Source organism: Streptomyces sp. NPDC111802, from assembly GCF_055634335.1.
Genome location: NZ_JBVKCZ010000022.1, coordinates 156209 through 175909, shown reverse-complemented (window position 1 = coordinate 175909; position 19701 = coordinate 156209). Strand labels below are relative to the sequence as shown.

Below are 19701 nucleotides of genomic sequence, written 5' to 3'. Positions count from 1 at the left end.
GCGACGAAGTCCGGCCGCACGCCCAGTGATTCGGCGAGACGGTACAGCGCCACTTCGACAGCGAAGAGAGCCGGCTGGGTGAACTCCGTGCGGTTCAGGGCGCTTTCGTCGTCGCCCCACATGACATCACGCAAGGCGGGGTCGAGCTCGGCCAGGACCTCGTCCAACGCGTGGGCGAACGACGGGAAGCGCCTGTACAACTCCCGTCCCATGCCGACACGTTGAGCCCCCTGCCCGGAGAACACGAAGGCCAGCGGCCCATCCACCGCCACTCCCCTGGCGGCCTCGGTGACACCCTCTGCGGACGCCAGCAGCACGGCACGGTACGGGAAACACGCACGGCCGTTCGCGAGGACGTGGCCGATGTCATGGGGTGACCCCTCCGCATCGGAACGCAGGCGGTCGATCTGCGCGTCCAGTGCGGAGGCCGTCTTGCCGGACACGACCCACGGGACGATCACGGACGGGTCCGTCGTGTTCTCGAACTCCGTTTCTGGGGCTGCCTGTTCAAGGATCAGGTGCGCGTTCGTGCCGCTCACACCGAAGGAGGAGACAGCGGCCCGGCGCGGGCGGTCGGCGTCCGGCCAGGGCACCGGCTCGCGAACCAGCTCCACCGCACCCGCCGACCAGTCCACATGCGAGGACGGGGCATCCACGTGCAGGGTGCGCGGGACGGTACCGTGCCGCATCGCCATCACACTCTTGATCACACCGGCGACACCGGCGGCGGCCTGGGTGTGACCGAGGTTGGACTTCACCGAGCCCAGCAGCAGCGGCCGTTCACGATCCTGACCATAGGTGGCGAGCAGGGCTTGCGCCTCGATCGGGTCGCCGAGTGTCGTCCCGGTGCCGTGCGCCTCGACAACATCGACGTCCCGAGCACTCAGCCCGGAAGCCGCCAACGCCTGCCGGATCACCCGCTGCTGCGAGGGACCGTTCGGCGCGGTCAGCCCATTCGACGCACCGTCCTGATTGACCGCGGAACCCTTGACAACCGCCAGAATCCGATGGCCGTTACGCACCGCGTCCGACTGCCGCTCCAGCAGCAGCACACCCACACCCTCGGCCCAGCCAACCCCGTCGGCCGCATCCGAGAACGCCTTGCACCGCCCATCCGGCGCCAGCCCGCCCTGCCGCGAGAACTCCACAAACGTCGTCGGCGTCGACATCACCGTCACACCACCGGCCAACGCCAACGAACACTCACCACCACGCAACGCCTGCGCAGCCAAATGCAACGCCACCAACGACGACGAACACGCCGTATCGACCGACACCGCAGGCCCCTCGAAGCCCAGCGCATACGCCACCCGCCCCGACGCGATGCTCGGCGCGCTGCCATTGCCCCGGAAAGCCTCGTACTCCTCCCCCGGCAACAACTCCCGATAGTCGTTGTACATGACACCCGCGAAAACACCCGTTCGACTGCCCCGCAACGACGTCGGATCAATGCCAGCCCGCTCGATCGCCTCCCACGCGGACTCCAACAACAACCGCTGCTGCGCATCCGTCGCCAACGCCTCCCGCGGACTCATCCCGAAGAAGTCCGCGTCGAAGTCCCCGGCATCGTGCAGGAAGCCCCCTTGGCGGGTGGAGGAGGTGCCCGGGTGCTCGGGGTCGGGGTGGTAGAGCCGTTCAAGGTCCCAGCCACGGTCGGCCGGGAACTCGCCCACCGCGTCCCCGCCCTCGGACACCAGACGCCACAGGTCCTCCGGCGACGACACACCACCGGGGAACCGGCACGCCATCCCGACGATCACCACCGGATCATCGGCGGGGGTCGTCGTGGAGGGCGCCATCGGCGCCGCTGTGTCCGGGGCGGTGTCCGGGAAGAGGTCAGACAACAGGTGCTCGGCCAGCGCTCTGGGTGTGGGGTGGTCGAAGACGAGGGTGGCGGGCAGCCGCAGGCCCGTCGCCGTGGCGAGCGCGTTGCGCAGTTCGACGGCGGTCAGGGAGTCGAAGCCCAGGTCGCGGAAAGCGCGGCTGGGCTCGACGCGTTGGGCGTCCTGGTGGCCGAGGACGGCGGCGACCTGCTCACGGACCATGTCGAGCAGCGCGGCCCTGCGGTCGCCGGGGTCCAGCGGTGCGAGCCGTTCCGTGAGGCGGTCCGTGCGGGGGGCGGCCGTGTTCAGGGTGGTGCGGCGTGGCGTGGGACGCGCCAGCCCCCTGAGGAGTGCGGGGACGTCGTCCCGGGCGCGCAGCGCGGCGAGGTCGATGCGGATGGGCAGGACGGTGGCGTGGCCGGTGGCGGGGGCGGCGTCGAGGAGGGCCAGGCCGTCCTCGGGGGTGAGGAAGGGGAAGCCGGAGCGGGCGAGGCGTGCCCGGTCGATGTCGGTGAGTTCGCCGGTCATGGTGCTGTCCGCGACGTCCCAGGGTCCCCAGGCGAGGGAGAGCGCGGGCAGGCCGAGGGCGTGGCGGTGCTCGGCGAGGGCGTCGAGGAAGGCGTTGGCGGCGGCGTAGTTGGCCTGGCCGGCGCCGCCGAGGGTGCCGGCGGCGGAGGAGAACAGGGTGAAGGTGCCGACGTCGGGGGCGAGTTCGTGGAGGTACCAGGCCGCGTCGGCCTTGGGACGCAGGACGGACTCGACGCGCTCGGGGGTGAGGGCGCCGACCACGCCGTCGTCGACGGTGCCGGCGATATGGACGACGGCCGTCAGGTGCTCGCCGGCCAGGAGTCGGGCGAGGGCGTCGCGGTCGCCGGTGTCGCAGGCGACGACGCGGACCCGGGCGCCGAGTTCGGTCAGGTCGGTGGTGAGCCGGTCGGCGCCGGGGGCGTCAGGGCCTCGGCGGGAGACGAGCAGGAGGTCGCGGGCGTCGTGCCGGGTCACGAGGTGGCGGGCGACGACGGCGCCGAGGCCGCCGGTTCCGCCGGTGACGAGGACGGTTCCGGAGACGTCCCAGGCGGGCGGCCGCTGGGCGGGGGCGTGCGGGGCTCGGACGAGCCTGGGGGCGTGCAGGCCTTCGGTGTCGGCGCGTAGTTCGGGCTCGGGTGTGGTCAGGGCGCGGCGCAGCAGTTCGCCGTCGGTGGGGCCGTCGAGGTGGAGGACCGTGATGCGGCCGGGGTTCTCGGTCTGCGCGGTGCGCAGGAGGCCGCGGGCGGCGGCGGCCGGGAGGTCGCCGGTGGCGGGGGTGGCCACGACGAGGCGGGAGTCGGCGAAGCGGGGGTCCGCGAGCCACTGCTGGACGAGGCGCAGGGCGCGTTCGGTGGTGGCGTGCGACGCGGTGGGGATCGGGGTGTCGTCCTCGGGCGCGGAGGCGATGCGGGTGAGGACGAGGGGCGGGGTCGCGTCGAGTGCGGCGAGGTCGGGAGCGACGGTCACGGTGGCGTCGGCGGCGCGCAGGGCGTCGGCCAAGTCGTCGGTGTCCGGGCCGATGACGGCGACGGCGAGGGAGGCGTCCTCCGGCCTGTTCTCGCCCAGGAGTTGCCAGTCGACGGTGAACAGGGCGTCGGGTGCGGTCCTCGGCGACGCGGGCGCGGGGCGGGTGATGAGCGCGTCCACCGTCAGGACCAGGTTGCCCGCGGGGTCGGCGGCCGTCAGGGTGACCGTGTCCTCGGCCACGCGGGCGATGTGCGTACGCAGGGTGGTGGCGCCGGTGGCGTGCAGGCGGACGCCCTCCCAGGAGAAGGGGAGTCCGCCCTCGCTGAGGGTGCCGAGGTCGCCGTAGGTGGCGGCGTGCTGGGCGGCGTCGGCCAGGGCCGGGTGGAGCAGGAAGGCGGTGGCGTCGGTGTGGGCCTGGCTCGGCAGCGCGGCCTCGGTGAACAGTTCGGTGCCGCGTCGCCAGGCGGCACGCAGTCCGCGGAAGACGGCCCCGAAGGCGAAGCCGAGCCGGGCCAGATCGTCGTAGCAGTCGGTGAGGTCGATCGGTTCGGCGCCGGCTGGTGGCCAGGCGGTGTCGGGCGAAGGGGCGGCGGGGCTGCCGGTGGCCGCGTCGAGTCGGCCGGTCGCGTGGACGGTCCAGGGGGTCCCGGGGTCGGCGGTGTCGGGGCGGGAGTGGACGCTGACGTGGCGGCGTCCGTCGGCGGCGGGCGGGCCGACGCGTACCTGGAGGTGGGCGGCTTCGTGTTCGGCGATCTCCAGCGGGGCCGTGAGGGTGAGGTCGTGGACGCGGTCGCAGCCGACCTCGTCGCCGGCCCGTAGCGCGAGGTCGAGGAAGGCGGTGCCGGGCAGCAGCACATGTCCGTGGACGACGTGGTCGGCGAGCCAGGGCTGCCGGGCGGGGGTCAGCCGTCCGGTGAGGACGACTCCCTCGCCGTCGGCCAGGTCGACGGTGGCGGCGAGCAGGGGGTGGCCGGACGCCGCGAGGCCGAGGCCGCCGGCGTCGCGGGCGCGGCTGGTGCCGGTGGGCCAGTACGGCTGCCGTTCGAAGACGGTGGTGGGCAGGTCGACCCGGCGGGCACCGGTGCCCTGGTAGAGGGCGGCCCAGTCGACGGTTCCGGCGGCGCTGGCGGTGTGCAGCCTGGCCAGTCCGGTGATCAGGGACAGTTCCTCGGGGCGGCCGGCGCGCAGTACGGGTACGGCGACGGTCTCGGGGTCGGCGAGGGTCTCGTCGACGAGGGGGCTGAGTACGCCGTCGGGGCCCAGTTCCAGATGGGCGCGTACGCCTTGGGCGGCGAGGGTGCGGACGGCGTCGGCGAATCGCACGGTGGCGACGGTGTGCCGCGTCCAGTGCTCGGGGTCGCGCAGTTCCCGGGCGGTGGCGGTGCGGCCGGAGACGGTCGAGACGACCGGCAGCCGCGGCTCGTGGAAGGTGAGCCCGGCGACGACGGCTCGGAAGTCGTCGAGGACGGGCGTCATCAGCGGTGAGTGGAAGGGGTGCGAGACGGCGAGCCGGTGGGTGCGGTGCCCGGTGTCGCGGAGCCGTTCGGCGGCCGCGAGTACGGCGTCCTCGGCGCCGGACAGGACGACGGCGGACGGGCCGTTGACGGCGGCGAGGGCCACGTCGTCGCCGAGCAGCGGGCGCACCGCGTCCTCGGAGGCGGCCACGGCGACCATGGCGCCGCCCTCGGGCAGTGCCTGCATGAGGCGTCCGCGGGCGGTGACCAGGGCACAGGCGTCCTCGGTGGAGAGCACACCCGCGACATGGGCGGCGGTGATCTCGCCGATGGAGTGCCCGGCGACGAAGCCGGGGCGCACCCCCAGCGACTCCGCGAGCCGGTAGAGGGCGGTCTCGACGGCGAAGACGGCGGGCTGGGCGTGTTCGGTGCGGTTCAGCGCGGCCTCGTCGTCGCCCCACATCACGTCGCGCACGGCGGGGTCGAGGTGGCCGAGCAGCTCGTCGAGCGCCTCGGCGAAGGCGGGGAAACGGTCGTACAACTCGCGTCCCATGCCGAGGCGTTGGCTGCCCTGACCGGTGAAGAGGACCGCGAGGCCGCCCTCGCTCGCCGTGCCCCGGGCCAGTTCGCGCGGCCCGTCCTCCCGCGGCAGGAGCACGGCGCGGTGTTCCAGGTGGCCGCGTCCGGTGGCGAGGGAGTGGCCGACGTCCAGCGCGGACAGGTCCGCGGCGGCGGTCGTGACCCGGTCGATCTGGGTGTCGAGGGCGGTGGCGGTGCGGGCGGACACCGGCCAGGGCGTCAGGGCGGGGGTGAAGCCGGCCTCGGGCTCCGCCGCGGGCGGGGCCTGTTCGAGGATGACGTGGGCGTTGGTGCCGCTGATGCCGAAGGACGAGACACCGGCGCGTCGCACGCCGGTCTGCGGCCAGGTCGTGTTGGCGGTCAGGAGGGTGACGGCACCCGCGGTCCAGTCGACGTTCGGGGTCGGCTGCTCGGCGTGCAGGCTGCGCGGAAGCAGGCCGGCCCGCAGCGCCATGACGGTCTTGATGACTCCGGCGACTCCGGCGGCGCCCTGGGTGTGGCCGATGTTGGACTTCACCGAGCCCAGCAGCAGGGGCCGTTCGCGGTCGCGGCCGTAGGCGGCGAGGAGGGCCTGCGCCTCGATGGGGTCGCCCAGTGTCGTACCCGTGCCGTGCGCCTCGACGGCGTCGATCTGGTCGGCAGTGAGGCCGGCGTTGTCGAGGGCGGCGCGGATGACGCGTTGCTGTGCGGGGCCGTTGGGGGCGCTGATGCCGTTGGAGGCGCCGTCCTGGTTGAGGGCGGTGCCGCGGATGACGGCGAGGACGGGGTGGCCGCCCCGCTGGGCGTCGCTGAGGCGTTCCAGTACGAGGATGCCCGCGCCCTCGCTCCAGCCGACGCCGTCGGCGGCGGCCGAGAAGGGCTTGCAGCGGCCGTCGGCGGCGAGGCCGCCCTGCGCGGTGAACGACACGAAGGTGCCCGGGGTGCACATGACGGTGGCGCCGCCGGCGAGGGCGAGTGCGGACTCGCCGCTGCGCAGCGACTGCACGGCCCAGTGCAGGGCGACGAGGGAGGAGGAGCAGCCGGTGTCGACGGTGACGGCGGGCCCCTCCAGGCCGAGGACATAGGAGATGCGCCCGGAGATCACACCGGCGGCGTGGCCGGTGGTGGCGTAGACGTCCATGTTCTCGCGGGTCTCGGCGACGACCTTGCCGTAGTCCTGGATGGTGGTGCCCGCGAAGACGCCGGTGCGGCTGCCGCGCAGCGCGGTGGGGGCGATCCCGGCGCGTTCGAGGGCCTCCCAGGCGGTCTCGAGCAGCAGCCGCTGCTGGGGGTCCATGGCGAGGGCCTCGCGCGGGGCGATGCCGAAGAACGCCGGGTCGAACTCGGTCATCGCGTCGAGGAAGCCGCCCTCGTGGGCACGGCTGCGGCCGGGGCCGTCGCCGGTGAGGCGGGCCAGGTCCCAGCCGCGGTCGGCGGGGAACGGCCCGATGGCGTCCCGCCCGTCGACGACGAGCTGCCACAGGTCCTCCGGGGAGGCGACGCCGCCGGGGTAGCGGCAGCCCATGCCGACGACGGCGATCGGTTCCACGGCCGCCGAGATCAGCTGCTGGTTGTGCCGCCGCAGCCGCTCGTTCTCCTTCAGGGAGGTCCGCAGCGCCTCGACATAGGGGTTGGGTGTGTTCAATGCGGGCTCTCTCAAGTCGGGCGGGGCGTCAGTCCGAGGTGGTCTCGGCGGCGAGCCGCAGCAGGCTCTCGCCGTCGAGGGCGTCCAGGTCGCTCTGGTCGGTGGGAGCGCCGGTGATCTCGGGGTCGCCGTCGGCGAGTTGCAGGATCAGGTCCAGCAGGCCGGCCTTGCGCAGCCGGGCGGGCGGGATGGCGGCGAGCGCGGCGCGGACCTCGGTGTCCGGGTCGGCGTCGGTGGCGGCCGGGGCGTCGGGGAAGAGTTCGGTGCGCAGCTGGGCGGCGAGGGCCGCGGCGTTGGGGTGGTCGAAGACGAGGGAGGCGGGCAGTGCGAGGCCGGTGACGCCCTTGAGGCGGTTGCGCAGTTCGACGGCGCTGACGGAGTCGAAGCCGAGGTCGCGCAGGGCGCGTTCGGCGGGTACGGCGTCGGCGCCGGAGTGGCCGAGGGTGGCGGCGGCCTCGCTGCGGACGAGGTCGAGCAGCAGGCGGGTGCGTTCGACGTCGGGCAGGTCGGCGAGCCGGTCGCGCAGGGTCGGGCCGCCGTCGGGCTCGGAGGTGTCGGCGGCGGGCGGTTCGGCGGGGCGTGCCAGTTCGGACAGCAGCGGGCTGGGCCGGGCGGCGGTGAAGACGGGCAGGAAGACCGCCCAGTCCGTGGCCGTGACCGTCATACCGGTCAGGTTCTCGTCGAGGGCGCGTTGCAGGGCGGCGAGCGCGGTGTCGGGGTCCATCGGGTGGACGCCGCGGCGCGCGACCTCGGCGGCGAGGCCGGGTTCGGCGGCCATGCCGGTCTCACCCCAGGCGCCCCAGGCGACGGAGGTGCCGGGCAGGCCGGCGGCGCGGCGGCGGGCGGCGAGCGCGTCGAGGTAGGCGTTGGCGGCGGCGTAGGCGGGCTGGCCGCCGCTGCCCCAGGAGGCGGCGCCGGAGGAGAACAGCACGAACGCGTCGAGATCGCGGTCCGCGGTGAGTTCGTGGAGGTGGCGGGCGCCGAGCAGCTTGGCGCTCAGCAGCGTCTGGAGGGTGTCCGGGGTGAGGGCGATGGTCTCGCTGTCGCCGTCGGAGACGCCGGCGGCGTGGATGACGGTGGTCAGCGGCTGGTCGGCGGGCAGGGCGTCGAGGTGGGCGGCGAGGGCGTCGCGGTCGGCGGTGTCGCAGGCGGCGACGGTGACGCGGGCGCCGAGCTCGGTGAGTTGTTTGGTGAGGGTGTCGGCGCCGGGGGCGTCGGGGCCTCGGCGGCTGAGGAGCAGGACGTGGGCGGCGCCCCGGGAGACGGCCCAGTGGGCGAGGCGGCTGCCGAGGGCGCCGGTGCCGCCGGTGATCAGGGCGGTGCCGCCGGTGCGCCAGGGCTGTCCGGCCGTGCCTTCCCCGGCGGGGACGAGGCGGCGGGCGTAGGCGCCGGAGGGGCGCAGGGCCAGCTGGTCCTCGGTGGCGTCGGTGGTCAGCAGTGCGGCGAGCAGGGTGCCGGTGCGGCTGTCGACGGTGTCCGGCAGGTCGGCCAGTCCGCCCCACAGTGCGGGCTGTTCGAGGGCGGCGACCCGGCCGAGTCCCCACAGGGCGCCCTGGACGGGGTGGCGGACGAGGTCGCCGGGCACGGCGGACAGGGCCTCGCGGGTCAGGCACCACAGCCGGGGCCCGGTGGGCCGGTCGGTCAGGGCCTGGAGCAGGGCGACGGTCGCGGCGAGCCCGGCGGGCACGGCCGGCCGGCGGGCGTCGGCCGGTTCCTCGGCGAGACCCAACAGGGACACGACGATGGACGGTTCGGCGGGCAGCGCGGCGGCGATCGATGTGCGGTCGGCGGTGGCGGGGTCGATGTCGACGCGGGCGGTGCCGGGGCCGAGGGCGGTGACGACGGCGGCCACCCAGGGGTCGGCGGCGTGCGTGGCCGGGACGACGACGACCCGGTCGGCCGGCGTCGGCGAGACGTTGGTGGGCAGCGGGTGCCAGGCGTCGCGGTAGCTCCAGGACGCGGCGCGTGCCCGGCGCCGGGAGCGCTGCCGCCAGTCGGCGAGGGCGGGCAGGACGGCGGCGAGCTCGGGTTCACCGGCTCCGGTCTCGGCGGCGAGCCGGGCGGTGTCGGCGTCGTCCACGAGGTCCCAGAAGGCGCTGTCCTCCCCGGCGGCGACGGGGTGGGTGCCGGGGGTGGGCCAGTAGCGGCGGCGCTGGAAGGGGTAGGTGGGCAGTTCGGCCGGGGGCGCGGTGCGGGCGGCGGCGGGGAAGCAGGGCCGCCAGTCGACGGACAGGCCCGCCGTCCAGCCGGCCGCCGCCGACTGCAGGAAGGCGCGGGCGTCGGCGGCCTGACGGCGCACGGACCCGAGGACCACGGCGTCCTCGATGCCCGCCGCCTCGCAGGTCTCGCCGATCGCGCCGGCCAGGACCGGGTGCGGGCTGCTCTCGACGAACACGCGGTGCCCGGCCTCCAGCAGGGCTCGGGTGGCCGCTTCCATACGGACGGTCTGCCGCAGGTTGCGATACCAGTAGCCGGCGTCCAGTTCGGTGGTGTCGAGGCGGCCGCCGGTGACCGTGGAGTAGAACGGGATGTCGGCCGGGCGTGGGGTCAACGTGCCCAGGGCGTCGAGCAGTTGTTCCTTGACGGCCTCGGTCTGAGGGCCGTGCCCGGCGATGTCCGACTTCACGTCCTTGGTGCGCAGGTTCCTGCCCGCGCACAGTTCGCGCAGCTCGTCGAGGGCGCCGGTCTCGCCGGAGACGACGACCGTGGAGGGGCCGTTGAGGACGGCCACGCCGAGCCGTCCGGGCCACGCCTGAAGCAGCGGCTCGACCTGGTCGACGGGTGCGAAGACCGTCATCAGCCCGCCCAGTCCGCCGAGTTCGAGCATGGTGCGGCCGCGCAGCGCCACCAGCCGGGCCGCCTCCTCCAGGGTGAAGGCGCCCGCCACATGGGCGGCGGCGATCTCGCCCTGCGAGTGGCCGACGACGGCGCCGGGTTCGACGCCGAGGGAGCGCCACAGGGCGGCCAGCGCGACCATCGTGGAGAACAGCGCGGGCTGTACGACGTCGGCCCGGTGCAGCATGTCCGGGTCGTCGCCGGCGCCGCGCAGCAGGTCCACGGGCGACCAGTCGACGTAGGGCGCGAGGGCGTCGGCACAGTCGTCGACGGTGGCGCGGAACACCCGTGAGGTGTCGTACAGTTCGCGGCCCATGCCCCACCACTGCGAGCCCTGACCGGGGAAGACGAACACCGGGCCGGCGGTGGCGGTGTCGGTGGCCGTGCCGCGTACGACGGCGGGATCGGCGGTGCCGGCGGCCAGCGCGTCCAGCGCGTCGAGGAGCCGGTCGTGGCCGAGGACCACCGCGCGGTGGGAGTGGACGGCACGGGTCGTGGCCAGCGACCAGGCGGCGGCAGCGGGGTCCGTCTCCGGATGCGAGGACAGGAACGCGCGCAGGCGGGCGGCCTGTTCGGCCAGTGCGGGAGCCGTCCGGGCGGACAGCATCAGCGGCACGTCGGGGCTGTCGCCCGGCGGCACCGCCACGGGCGTGGGCTCCGGGGCGGGCTCCCGGGTGGGCTCCGGGGAGGCTTCCTCCAGTACGACATGGGCGTTGGTGCCGCTGATGCCGAACGCGGACACGGCGGCTCGGCGGGTCCGTCCGGTGTCGGGCCACTCCTGTGCGGACCGCAGCAGTCGTACGGCGCCCGTGGTCCAGTCGACGCGGGTGGAGGGCGTGTCGGCGTGCAGGGTGCGCGGGAGGGTGGCGTGTTCGAGGGCCAGTACCGTCTTGATGACGCCGACCGCTCCGGCGGCGGCCTGGGTGTGGCCGATGTTGGACTTGACCGACCCCAGCAGCAGCGGGTGTGCGCGGTCCTGGCCGTAGCTGGCGATGAGCGCCCCGGCCTCGATCGGGTCGCCGAGCCGGGTGCCGGTGCCGTGCGCCTCGACGGCGTCCACATCGGCCGCGGTGAGTCCGGCGTCGGCCAGGGCCTCGCGGATGACGCGCTGCTGGGCGGGCCCGTTGGGGGCGGTGAGCCCGTTGGAGGCGCCGTCCTGGTTCACGGCCGACCCGCGGATCACGGCCCGCACCCGATGGCCGAGGCGGCGGGCGTCGCTGAGGCGTTCGACCACGAGCAGGGCGACGCCCTCCGAGTAGCCGGTGCCGTCGGCGTCCTCGGAGAACGCCTTGGAGCGGCCGTCGCGGGCGATGGCGCCGAGGCGTTGGATACGGGCGAAGCTCGCCGAGTCGGTCATCACGGTGACGCCACCGGCCAGGGCGAGCGCGCACTCCCCGGCGCGGACGGCGCGCACCGCCTGGTGCAGGGCGACCAGCGAGGAGGAGCAGGCGGTGTCGACGGTGACGGCGGGGCCGTTCAGGCCGAGGGTGTAGGAGACGCGGCCGGACAGGGCGCTGGCGGCGAGCCCGGTGGCGGCGTGGCTCTCGGTGCGCTCGGCGGAGCCGCTGACGACATGGGCGTAGTCCTGTCCGTTGCTGCCGACGAACACGCCGGTGCGGCTGCCGCGCAGGGTCTGGGGATCGATCCCGGCCCGTTCCACGGCCTCCCAGGCGGTCTCCAGGAGCAGCCGCTGCTGCGGGTCCATGGTGACCGCCTCGCGGGGGGAGATCCCGAAGAAGGCCGCGTCGAAGTCGTGGGCGTCGTACAGGAATCCGCCTTCGAGCCGTCCGTCGCCCGCGAACTCCGTCAGGTCCCAGCCCCGGTCGCCGGGGAAGGGCCCGATGGCGTCCCGTTCCTCGGTGAGCAGGTCCCACAGGAGCTGCGGGGAGTCGGCACCGCCGGGCAGCCGGCAGGCCATGCCGACGATCACGACGGGGTCGTCGGCGTCGTCGCGGGGTTCGGGCCGCTCGACGGGTGCGGTCTCCTTCCCGGAGTCCTTGCCGGAGTCCTTGCCGCTGTCCTTCCCGGTGTCCGTCAAGGCGCTCAGCAGATGCTCCGCGAGGCCGCGCGGGGTCGGGTGGTCGAAGACGACGCCCGCGGCGAGCGGCAGCGCGGTCGCGGCGACGAGCCGGTTGCGCAGATCGACGGCGGTGAGGGAATCGAATCCGGAGGCACGGAACGCCCGGTCGGGCGGGATGTCGGCGGCGCGGCGGTGGCCGAGTGAGGCGGCCGCGGCGGCGCGTACGGCGTCCAGAACGAGCGTGGCGTGTTCGGCGGGCGCGGCGGTACGCAGCCGTTCGGCCAGGGGCGTCGCGGAACCGGCCGCGGTGGCCGGTACGGCGGGGTGGTCGTCGAGGAGCGTGGTGCGGCGCGGGCCCGCCCGCAGTACGGCGGCCAGTGGTGCGAGGTCGGCCACCAGGAGGGCCGGGTGGGGCTCGGCGGTGGCCTCCAGCAGGGCGGTGAGGGCGAGTTCGGGGTCGAGGCCGCCGAGGCCGGCGCGCCGGCCCTGCGCGTCGTCGAGCCCGGCGGCCATACCGGCGCCGCGCCAGGCCGCCCAGGCGATCGACACGGCGGGCAGCCCCTCGGCCCGACGGCGGGCGGCGAGCGCGTCCAGCACGGTGTTGGCGGCGGCGTAGTTGGCCTGCCCCGGGTTGCCGAGGGCGCCGGACACCGAGGAGAACAGCACGAACGCCGACAGGTCGTGGTCCCGGGTCAGCGCGTCGAGATGCAGCGCGCCGGTGGTCTTGGCGCGGTACATCTCCGTGAACCGGTCCGGGGTGAGACGGTCCAGCACTCCGTCGTCGAGGACGCCGGCCGTGTGCACGACGGCGGTCAGCGGCCGGTCCCCGGGGAGCGCGGCGAGCAGGGCGGCGAGCGCGGCCCGGTCGGCGACGTCGCAGGCGGCGATGTCCACCTCGCAGCCGGTGGAGGCCAGTTCGCGCCTCAGCTCGGCCGTGCCCGGCGCGTCGGGTCCGCGCCGGGAGACCAGCAGCAGGCGCTCGGCGCCCTCCTGGGCCAGGCGGCGGGCGACCTGCGCGCCGAGACCGCCGGTGCCGCCCGTGACGAGGGTGGTGCCGCCGGGCCGCCAACCGGTGGGCGTCCCGCCGGGCACTCCCCCGGGCGCCTCGGGCTCCCGTCGGGGCGCCGGCACCAGTCGCCTTACCAGGGCTCCGGTGGCGCGTACGGCCACCTCGTCCTCGCCGTCGGGGGCCGTGAGGGCGGCCAGCGCGACGGCGACGGTGTGCGGGGCGGGGTCGTCGGCGGGCAGGTCGAGCAGGCCGCCCCAGCGGTCGGGTATCTCGCGGGCGGCGACCCGCCCGAGCCCCCGGACAGCGGCCTGGGCGAGCCCTTGGGCACGGTCGTCCTCGGCCACGGCCACGGCGTCCCGGGTCACGCACCACACGGGCGCCCGCAGCCCCGCGTCGCCGGTCGCCTGAACAGCTGTCAGCGCGCCGAGGAGACCGGCGGGAACGTCCGGTCCGTCGGTGTCCCCGAGGGCGGTGAGGCACAGTACGCCCGCCAGATCGCCGTCGCCGGCCGCGTCCCGCAGCAGAGCGGCGAGCGTGGCGCGGTCCGCGCCGGAGGGGCACCGGACCGGCACGGCGGCCGGGCCGAGGGCGTCGGTCAGGGCGCGGGCCCAGGGGTCGTCGTACTCCGGCAGCAGGAGCAGCCGACGGCCCGTCACCTCGCCGGCCGGCGGGAAGGTGTACGGCTGCCAGTGCTCGCGGTGGCGCAGGGCGTCCAGGGTGGCTCGGCTGCGGTGCCGGGACCGCCAGGACAGCAGGGCGGGGACGACGGAGCGCACGGCGTCCTCCGCGACGCCGAGGCGGCCGGCGAGCGCGGCCGGTTCGGTGCGGCCGAGTGCCGCCCACAGGTCCGTGCCGTCCGTGTCCGCGGTGGCGTGGCGGAGCGGGAAGCGGGTGCGGCGGAACGGGTGGGTGGGCAGGTCGACCCGCTCGGCTCCGGTCCCGGCGAACAGGGCGGTCCAGTCCACCGGGACGCCGTGGACGTACAGCCGGGCCAGGGCCGTGACGGCGGAGTGTTCCTCGTCCGGGCCGCCGTGCAGCAGGGGGGTGACGACGGCGCCCGGCGGCAGGGTCTCCTGGGCGAGGGCCGCGAGGACGCCGCCGGGGCCCGTCTCCAGCCAGGCGCCGACGCCGTGCCCGGACAGGGTGCGCACACCGTCGGCGAAGCGGACGGGCTCCCGGACGTGCCGGACCCAGTAGTCCGCCGTGTCCGGGGCGATGAGGTCTCCGGTGACGTTCGAGACGAGCGGGATACGCGGCTCGTGGAAGCGCAGATCGGAGATCGCCGCACGGAACTCGTCGAGCATCGGCTCCATCAACGGCGAGTGGAAGGCGTGCGAGACCCGCAGGCGTGCGGTGCGATGACCGGCCTCTCCCAGGCGGGCCGCGACGGACTCCACCGCCTCGCCGGGACCCGAAAGCACCACGGAGCGCGGGCCGTTGACCGCGCCGAGGACGACGCCGCCGGTGAGCAGCGGACGGACCTCGTCCTCGCCGGCGGCCACGGCGACCATCGCGCCGCCGGTCGGCAGGTCCTGCATCAGACGGGCCCGCGCCGACACCAGCCGGCAGGCGTCGGACAGGGACAGCACCCCGGCGACATGGGCGGCGACGATCTCGCCGACGGAGTGCCCCATGACGTACTCCGGCCGCACCCCCCACGAGACGACGAGCCGGTACAGGGCGGCCTCGACGGCGAACAGCGCGGGCTGGGCGAACTCCGTGCGGTTCAGGGCCTGTTCGTCCTCGCCCCACATCGCGGACCGCACCCGCGGGTCGAGCTCGGCGAGGACCTCGTCGAGCGCGGCGGCGAACGTCGGGAAGCGGGCGGCGAGTTCGCGTCCCATGCCGAGGCGCTGGCTGCCCTGTCCGGAGAACAGCAGGGCGACGGACGGCTCGTCGCCGGCGACCGCCTCGGCGAGCGGCGGCGCGCCCTCGGCGGAGCCGAGCAGCACGGCCCGGTGCTCGAACGAGGACCGGCCGGCGGCCAGCGAGTGGCCGATGTCGAGCGGGTCGTGGCCGGCGGCACGGGCACGGACGCGGGCCAGGTGGTCCGTGAGGGTTTCGGCGCTGCGGGCGGACACCGGCCAGGGCACCGTGCGGACCGGCACCGGGGCCGCCTCGGCCTTCGGCAACGGCTCGGGGGCCGCCTCCAGGACGACATGGGCGTTGGTGCCGCTGATGCCGAACGCGGACACGGCGGCCCGCCGGGGCCGTCCCGTCCGCGGCCAGTCGGTGGCCTCCCGCAGCAGTTCGACACCGCCGGCCGTCCACTCGACGGCGGCGGTGGGCTCGTCCGCGTGCAGGGTGCGCGGCAGCCTGCCGTATCGCATCGCCAGCACGGTCTTGATGACACCGGCGACGCCCGCGGCGGCCTGGGTGTGCCCGACGTTGGACTTCAACGAGCCGAGCAGCAGCGGCCGTTCGCGGTCCTGGCCGTAGGTGGCGAGCAGCGCGGACGCCTCGACGGGGTCGCCGAGCCGGGTGCCGGTGCCGTGCGCCTCGACGGCGTCCACATCGGCCGGGGTGAGTCCGGCGTTGGCGAGGGCCTGCCGGATGACATGCTGCTGGGCGCGGCCGCTGGGGGCGGTGAGGCCGTTGGAGGCGCCGTCGGAGTTGACGGCGGTGCCCCGTACGAGCGCCAGGACCGGGTGGCCGTGGCGGCGGGCGTCGGACAGCCGCTCCACGACGAGGACGGCGACGCCCTCGGACCAGCCGGTGCCGTCGGCGGCGGCCGAGAAGGCCTTGCAGCGACCGTCGGGGGCCAGTCCGCCCTGTCTGCTGAACTCGGTGAACAGGGCCGGGTCGGACATCACCGTGACACCGCCGACCACGGCCAGTTCGCTCTCCCCGGTCCGCAGGGCCTGGACGGCGGTGTGCAGGGCGACCAGCGAGGAGGAGCAGGCCGTGTCGACGGTGACGGCCGGACCTTCGAGACCGAGGACGTAGGCGAGCCGGCCGGACAGCACGCTGGAGGCGGTCCCGGTCATGACGTGGCCGGCGCCGTCGCCGGGTCCGGGGCGCCCGGAGTCCCACTGGTAGGTGCCCGCGTACACGCCCGTGCGGCTGCCGCGCAGGGACAGCGGGTCGATGCCGGCGTGTTCCAGTGCCTCCCAGGCGACTTCGAGGAACAGCCGCTGCTGCGGGTCCATCGTGGCCGCCTCGCGCGGCGAGATGCCGAAGAACTCCGCGTCGAAGGTGTCCGCCCCGGTGAGGAACCCGCCGCCGCGCGCGGTGCTCTCGGCGAGCAGCGCGGTCAGGTCCCAGCCGCGGTCCGCCGGGAAGGCGGTGACGGCGTCCCCGCCGGAGTCGACCAGCCGCCACAGGTCGTCGGGTGAGCCGATGTCTCCGGGCAGGCGGCAGCCCATGCCGACGACGGCGACGGGGTCGTCGGCGGGGGCCCCGGGGGCGCGGTCCGTCTCGAGTTCCTCGATGCGCCGGTGGGCACGGCGCAGCTCCGCCGTGACCCGTCGGAGGTAGTCGACGATTGTGTCCTGCTGCTCTTCCTGCACGGGATGTCCCATCGCGTCGGCGGGCGTTCGTGGCCTGCGGGGGATTGGCGGCCTGCGAGGTGGTGGGCGGACCACCGGTGAGGGTGGGGTCGCCGGTCAGCGGACCGGGAACTCCTTGTCGATCGGGAACTCCTGGTCGATGAGGTCCAGGAGACGGTCGACGGGGGCGGCGGCGATGTCGGCGGCGTCCGTCGCGGCGCCGGCACGAGGCGTGCCGTTGGCGGCGTGGGCGCCATTGGTGCCGTGGGTGCCGTTGATGCGGCGGCCCGGTGCGGTGTGCGGGGCGCGGGGGCCGAGGTCGGACAGCAGGGACTCCAGGCGGTGCACGGCGCGACGGCGTGCGGGGTGGTCCTCGGGCAGTTCGCGCAGGGCCTGTTCGAAAGCTGTGGGCCATTCGGGCAGCGAGCGCGGCGCCTCGTCCAGGTGCTCGTCCAGGTGCTCGGCGAGCCGGGCGGCGAGCGCGGCCGGGGTCGGCTGGTCGTAGAACAGCGTGGCGGGCAGGTCGAGACCGGTGGCCCGGCCGAGGCGTACGCGCAGTTCGGCTTCCGCGTAGGAGTTGAGGCCCAGGGCGCGCAGGGCGAGGCGGGGTTCGACGCGGTCGGGGTCGGTGTGCCCGAGGGTGGCGGCGGCCTCGGTGCGCACCAGGGTGAGCAGCGCGCGGACGCGGCGTGTGCCGGTGAGGGCGCGCAGTGCGGTCGGTTCGGCGGCGGGCCGTTCATGGGCCGGCGCCTGGGCCGGCGTGGCCGCCGGGGTGGGCCAGTGGCGTTCGCGCTGGAACGGGTAGGTGGGCAGGTCGGTGCGGCGGGCGCCGGTGCCGGTGAACAGGGCGGCCCAGTGCACGTCGCTGCCGGTGACATGGAGGCGGGCCAGCGCGGTGAGCAGGGCCGTCTCGGGGTCGGTGCCCGCGCGCTGGGCGGCGACGGTCACCACCCCGGTCCACGCGAGCAGGTCCACGACGCTCGCGGTCAGCGTGGCGTCGGTGCCCACCTCCAGGAAGGTGTGGACGCCGGCGTCACGCAGGGCGGTGACGGCGTCGGCGAACCGTACGGTCGCGCCGACGTGACGCGTCCAGTGGCCGGACGAGGCGAGGTCGGTGCCGGTGGCCAGGGTGCCGGTGACGGTGGACACGACCGGGATGCGGGGCGGACGCGGTTCGATGCCGGCGAGCGCGGCTCGGTACTCGTCGAGGGCGTCGGCCACGAGGGGCGAGTGCAGTCCGTGTGGGGCGGGGAGCGCGGTGGTGGCGCGTCCCTCGACCGCGAAGGCGTCGGCGATGCGGGTCACCTCGTCCGCCGCGCCGGAGAGCACGATCCGGTCGGGGCCGTCCACGGCGGCGACGGCGACGTTCGCGGTGAGCAGCGGTGTCACCTCGGCCTCAGTGGCGCGTACGGCGACGGTGGCGGCGGGCGCGAGCCGCTCGGCCAGCCGGGCCCGGGCGGCGACGACACGACAGGCGTCGGTGAGGGACAGCGCGCCCGCGGCATGGGCGGCGGCCACCTCGCCGACTCCGTGGCCGGCGACGTAGGCGGGGGTCCGGCCGAGGGACTCCAGGAGCCGGTACAGGGCGATCTCATGGGCGAACAGCAGGGGTTCGGCGGTGCGGTCCGGCTCCGTGGAGTCACCCAGGAGGTCGGGCTGCAGTCCGTCGAAGGCGTCGCGTACGGCGTCGAGGGCCCGTTGGAACACCGGGAACCGCTGGGCGAGTTCAAGGGTCTGGGCGGCGTCGTGCGGGCCGCCCCGTCCGGCGAACAGGACGGCCGACGGGCCGGGTTCGGCGACGCAGCGCGCGGCGGTCGGGGTGCCGTCGGCGGAGGCCAGCAGGACGGTGCGGTGCGGCAGCGCGCAGGCCCGGCCGGTGGCCAGCGACAGGGCGATGTCCGCCCGGCCCCGGTCGTCGACGGGGTCGAGGCCGCGCAGTCGGGCGACCGCCGAGTCCAGGGCGTTCGCGGACCGCGCGGAGACCACCCACGGCACGACGTGCGGGACGCTGTCGGGCTCCTCGGCGGGGACGGGTGCGGGCGGGGCCTGTTCGAGGACCACGTGGGCGTTGCTGCCGCCGATGCCGAACGAGGAGACGGCGGCGCGGCGCGGCCTGCCGGTGGCGGGCCAGTCGGTGGTCTCGCGCAGCAGCCGCGCCGAGCCCGCCGACCAGTCGACGGCCCGCGTGGGCTCGGACAGGTGCGGGGTGGCGGGCAGCACGCCGTGCCGCAGCGCGAGGACGGTCTTGATGACGCCGGTGATGCCGGCGGCGGCCTGGGCGTGCCCGAGGTTGGCCTTCACCGAGCCGATGAGCAGGGGGTGTTCGCGCTCGCGCCCGTAGGCGGCGAGGAGCGCCTCGGCCTCCACGGGGTCGCCCACACGGGTTCCGGTGCCGTGCGCCTCCACGGCGTCGATGTCGCCGGGGCCGAGGCCCGCGTCCTGGAGGGCCAGCGCGATCAGGTCGCGCTGCGCCGAGCCGCTCGGCGCGGTCAGCCGGTCGGTGGCGCCGTCGGCGTTGAGGGCGGTGCCTCGGATCACGGCGAGCACGGGGTGGCCGCATCGCCGGGCGTCGGAGAGGCGTTCCAGTACGACGATCCCGGCGCCCTCGGCCCAGGCGGTGCCGTCGGCGTCGGCGGAGAACGGCTTGCAGCGGCCGTCGGGGGCGAGGCCGCCCTGCCGGGCGTAGCCGACGAGGCTGCGCGGCGTGGACAGGACGTTGGCGCCGCCGGCCAGGGCGAGCGCGCACTCGCCGGCGCGCAGGGCACGGACCGCGCAGTGCAGGGCGGTCAGCGAGGAGGAGGACGCGGTGTCCAGGGTCAGTGCGGGGCCGCGCAGTCCGAGGATGTGCGCGAGGCGGCCGGAGGCCACGCCGGGTGCGGTGCCGGTGATGGCGTGTGCGGCGGTGTCGTCGGCGGAGCGGGCGGTGACCAGGGCAAAGTCCTCGCCGCTGACGCCGACGTAGACGCCGGTGCGGGTGCCGTGCAGGGACAGCGGGTCGATGCCGGCGCGCTCCACGGCCTCCCAGGCGGTCTCCAGCAGCAGCCGCTGCTGGGGGTCGGTCGCGACGGCCTCGCGGGGTGAGAGCCCGAAGAAGCCGGCGTCGAAGTCGGCGACGCCGTCGAGGAATCCACCACGCCGGGGTACTCGGACCCGGTCCGGGCCGTCGAGGGCGTCCGGGTCCCAGCCCCGGTCGGCGGGCAGCGGGCCGATGGCGTCGCGTGCGGCCAGGAGCAGGTCCCACAGCCCCTCGGGGTCGGTGATACCGCCGGGCAGCCGGCAGGCCATGGCGACGACCGCGATCGGCTCGGCGGCGACCGGGTGGTCGTGCAGGTCGAGGAACTCCAGTCCGGTCAGGATGGTCATGCCGCACCGCCT

Annotated in this window: 2 protein-coding genes and 1 pseudogene; all 3 read right to left on the bottom strand. The window is 75.5% G+C overall.

Features of this window, described 5'->3' with window-relative positions; all coding sequences use genetic code 11:
- The coding region (locus ACZ7NC_RS24580; RefSeq protein WP_471491248.1) for a beta-ketoacyl synthase N-terminal-like domain-containing protein at positions 1 to 6974 on the bottom strand (6974 nt) is incomplete at its 3' end.
- Between the two features lie 28 nt (positions 6975 to 7002).
- Positions 7003 to 16347 carry a type I polyketide synthase gene (locus tag ACZ7NC_RS24575; protein ID WP_471491246.1) on the bottom strand — a complete coding sequence of 3115 codons (9345 nt, stop codon included), beginning with the start codon at positions 16345 to 16347 and terminating at the stop codon, positions 7003 to 7005.
- Between the two features lie 96 nt (positions 16348 to 16443).
- Positions 16444 to 19644, bottom strand: a pseudogene (locus ACZ7NC_RS24570) (type I polyketide synthase); the annotation flags it as partial.
- Positions 19645 to 19701 lie beyond the last annotated feature (57 nt).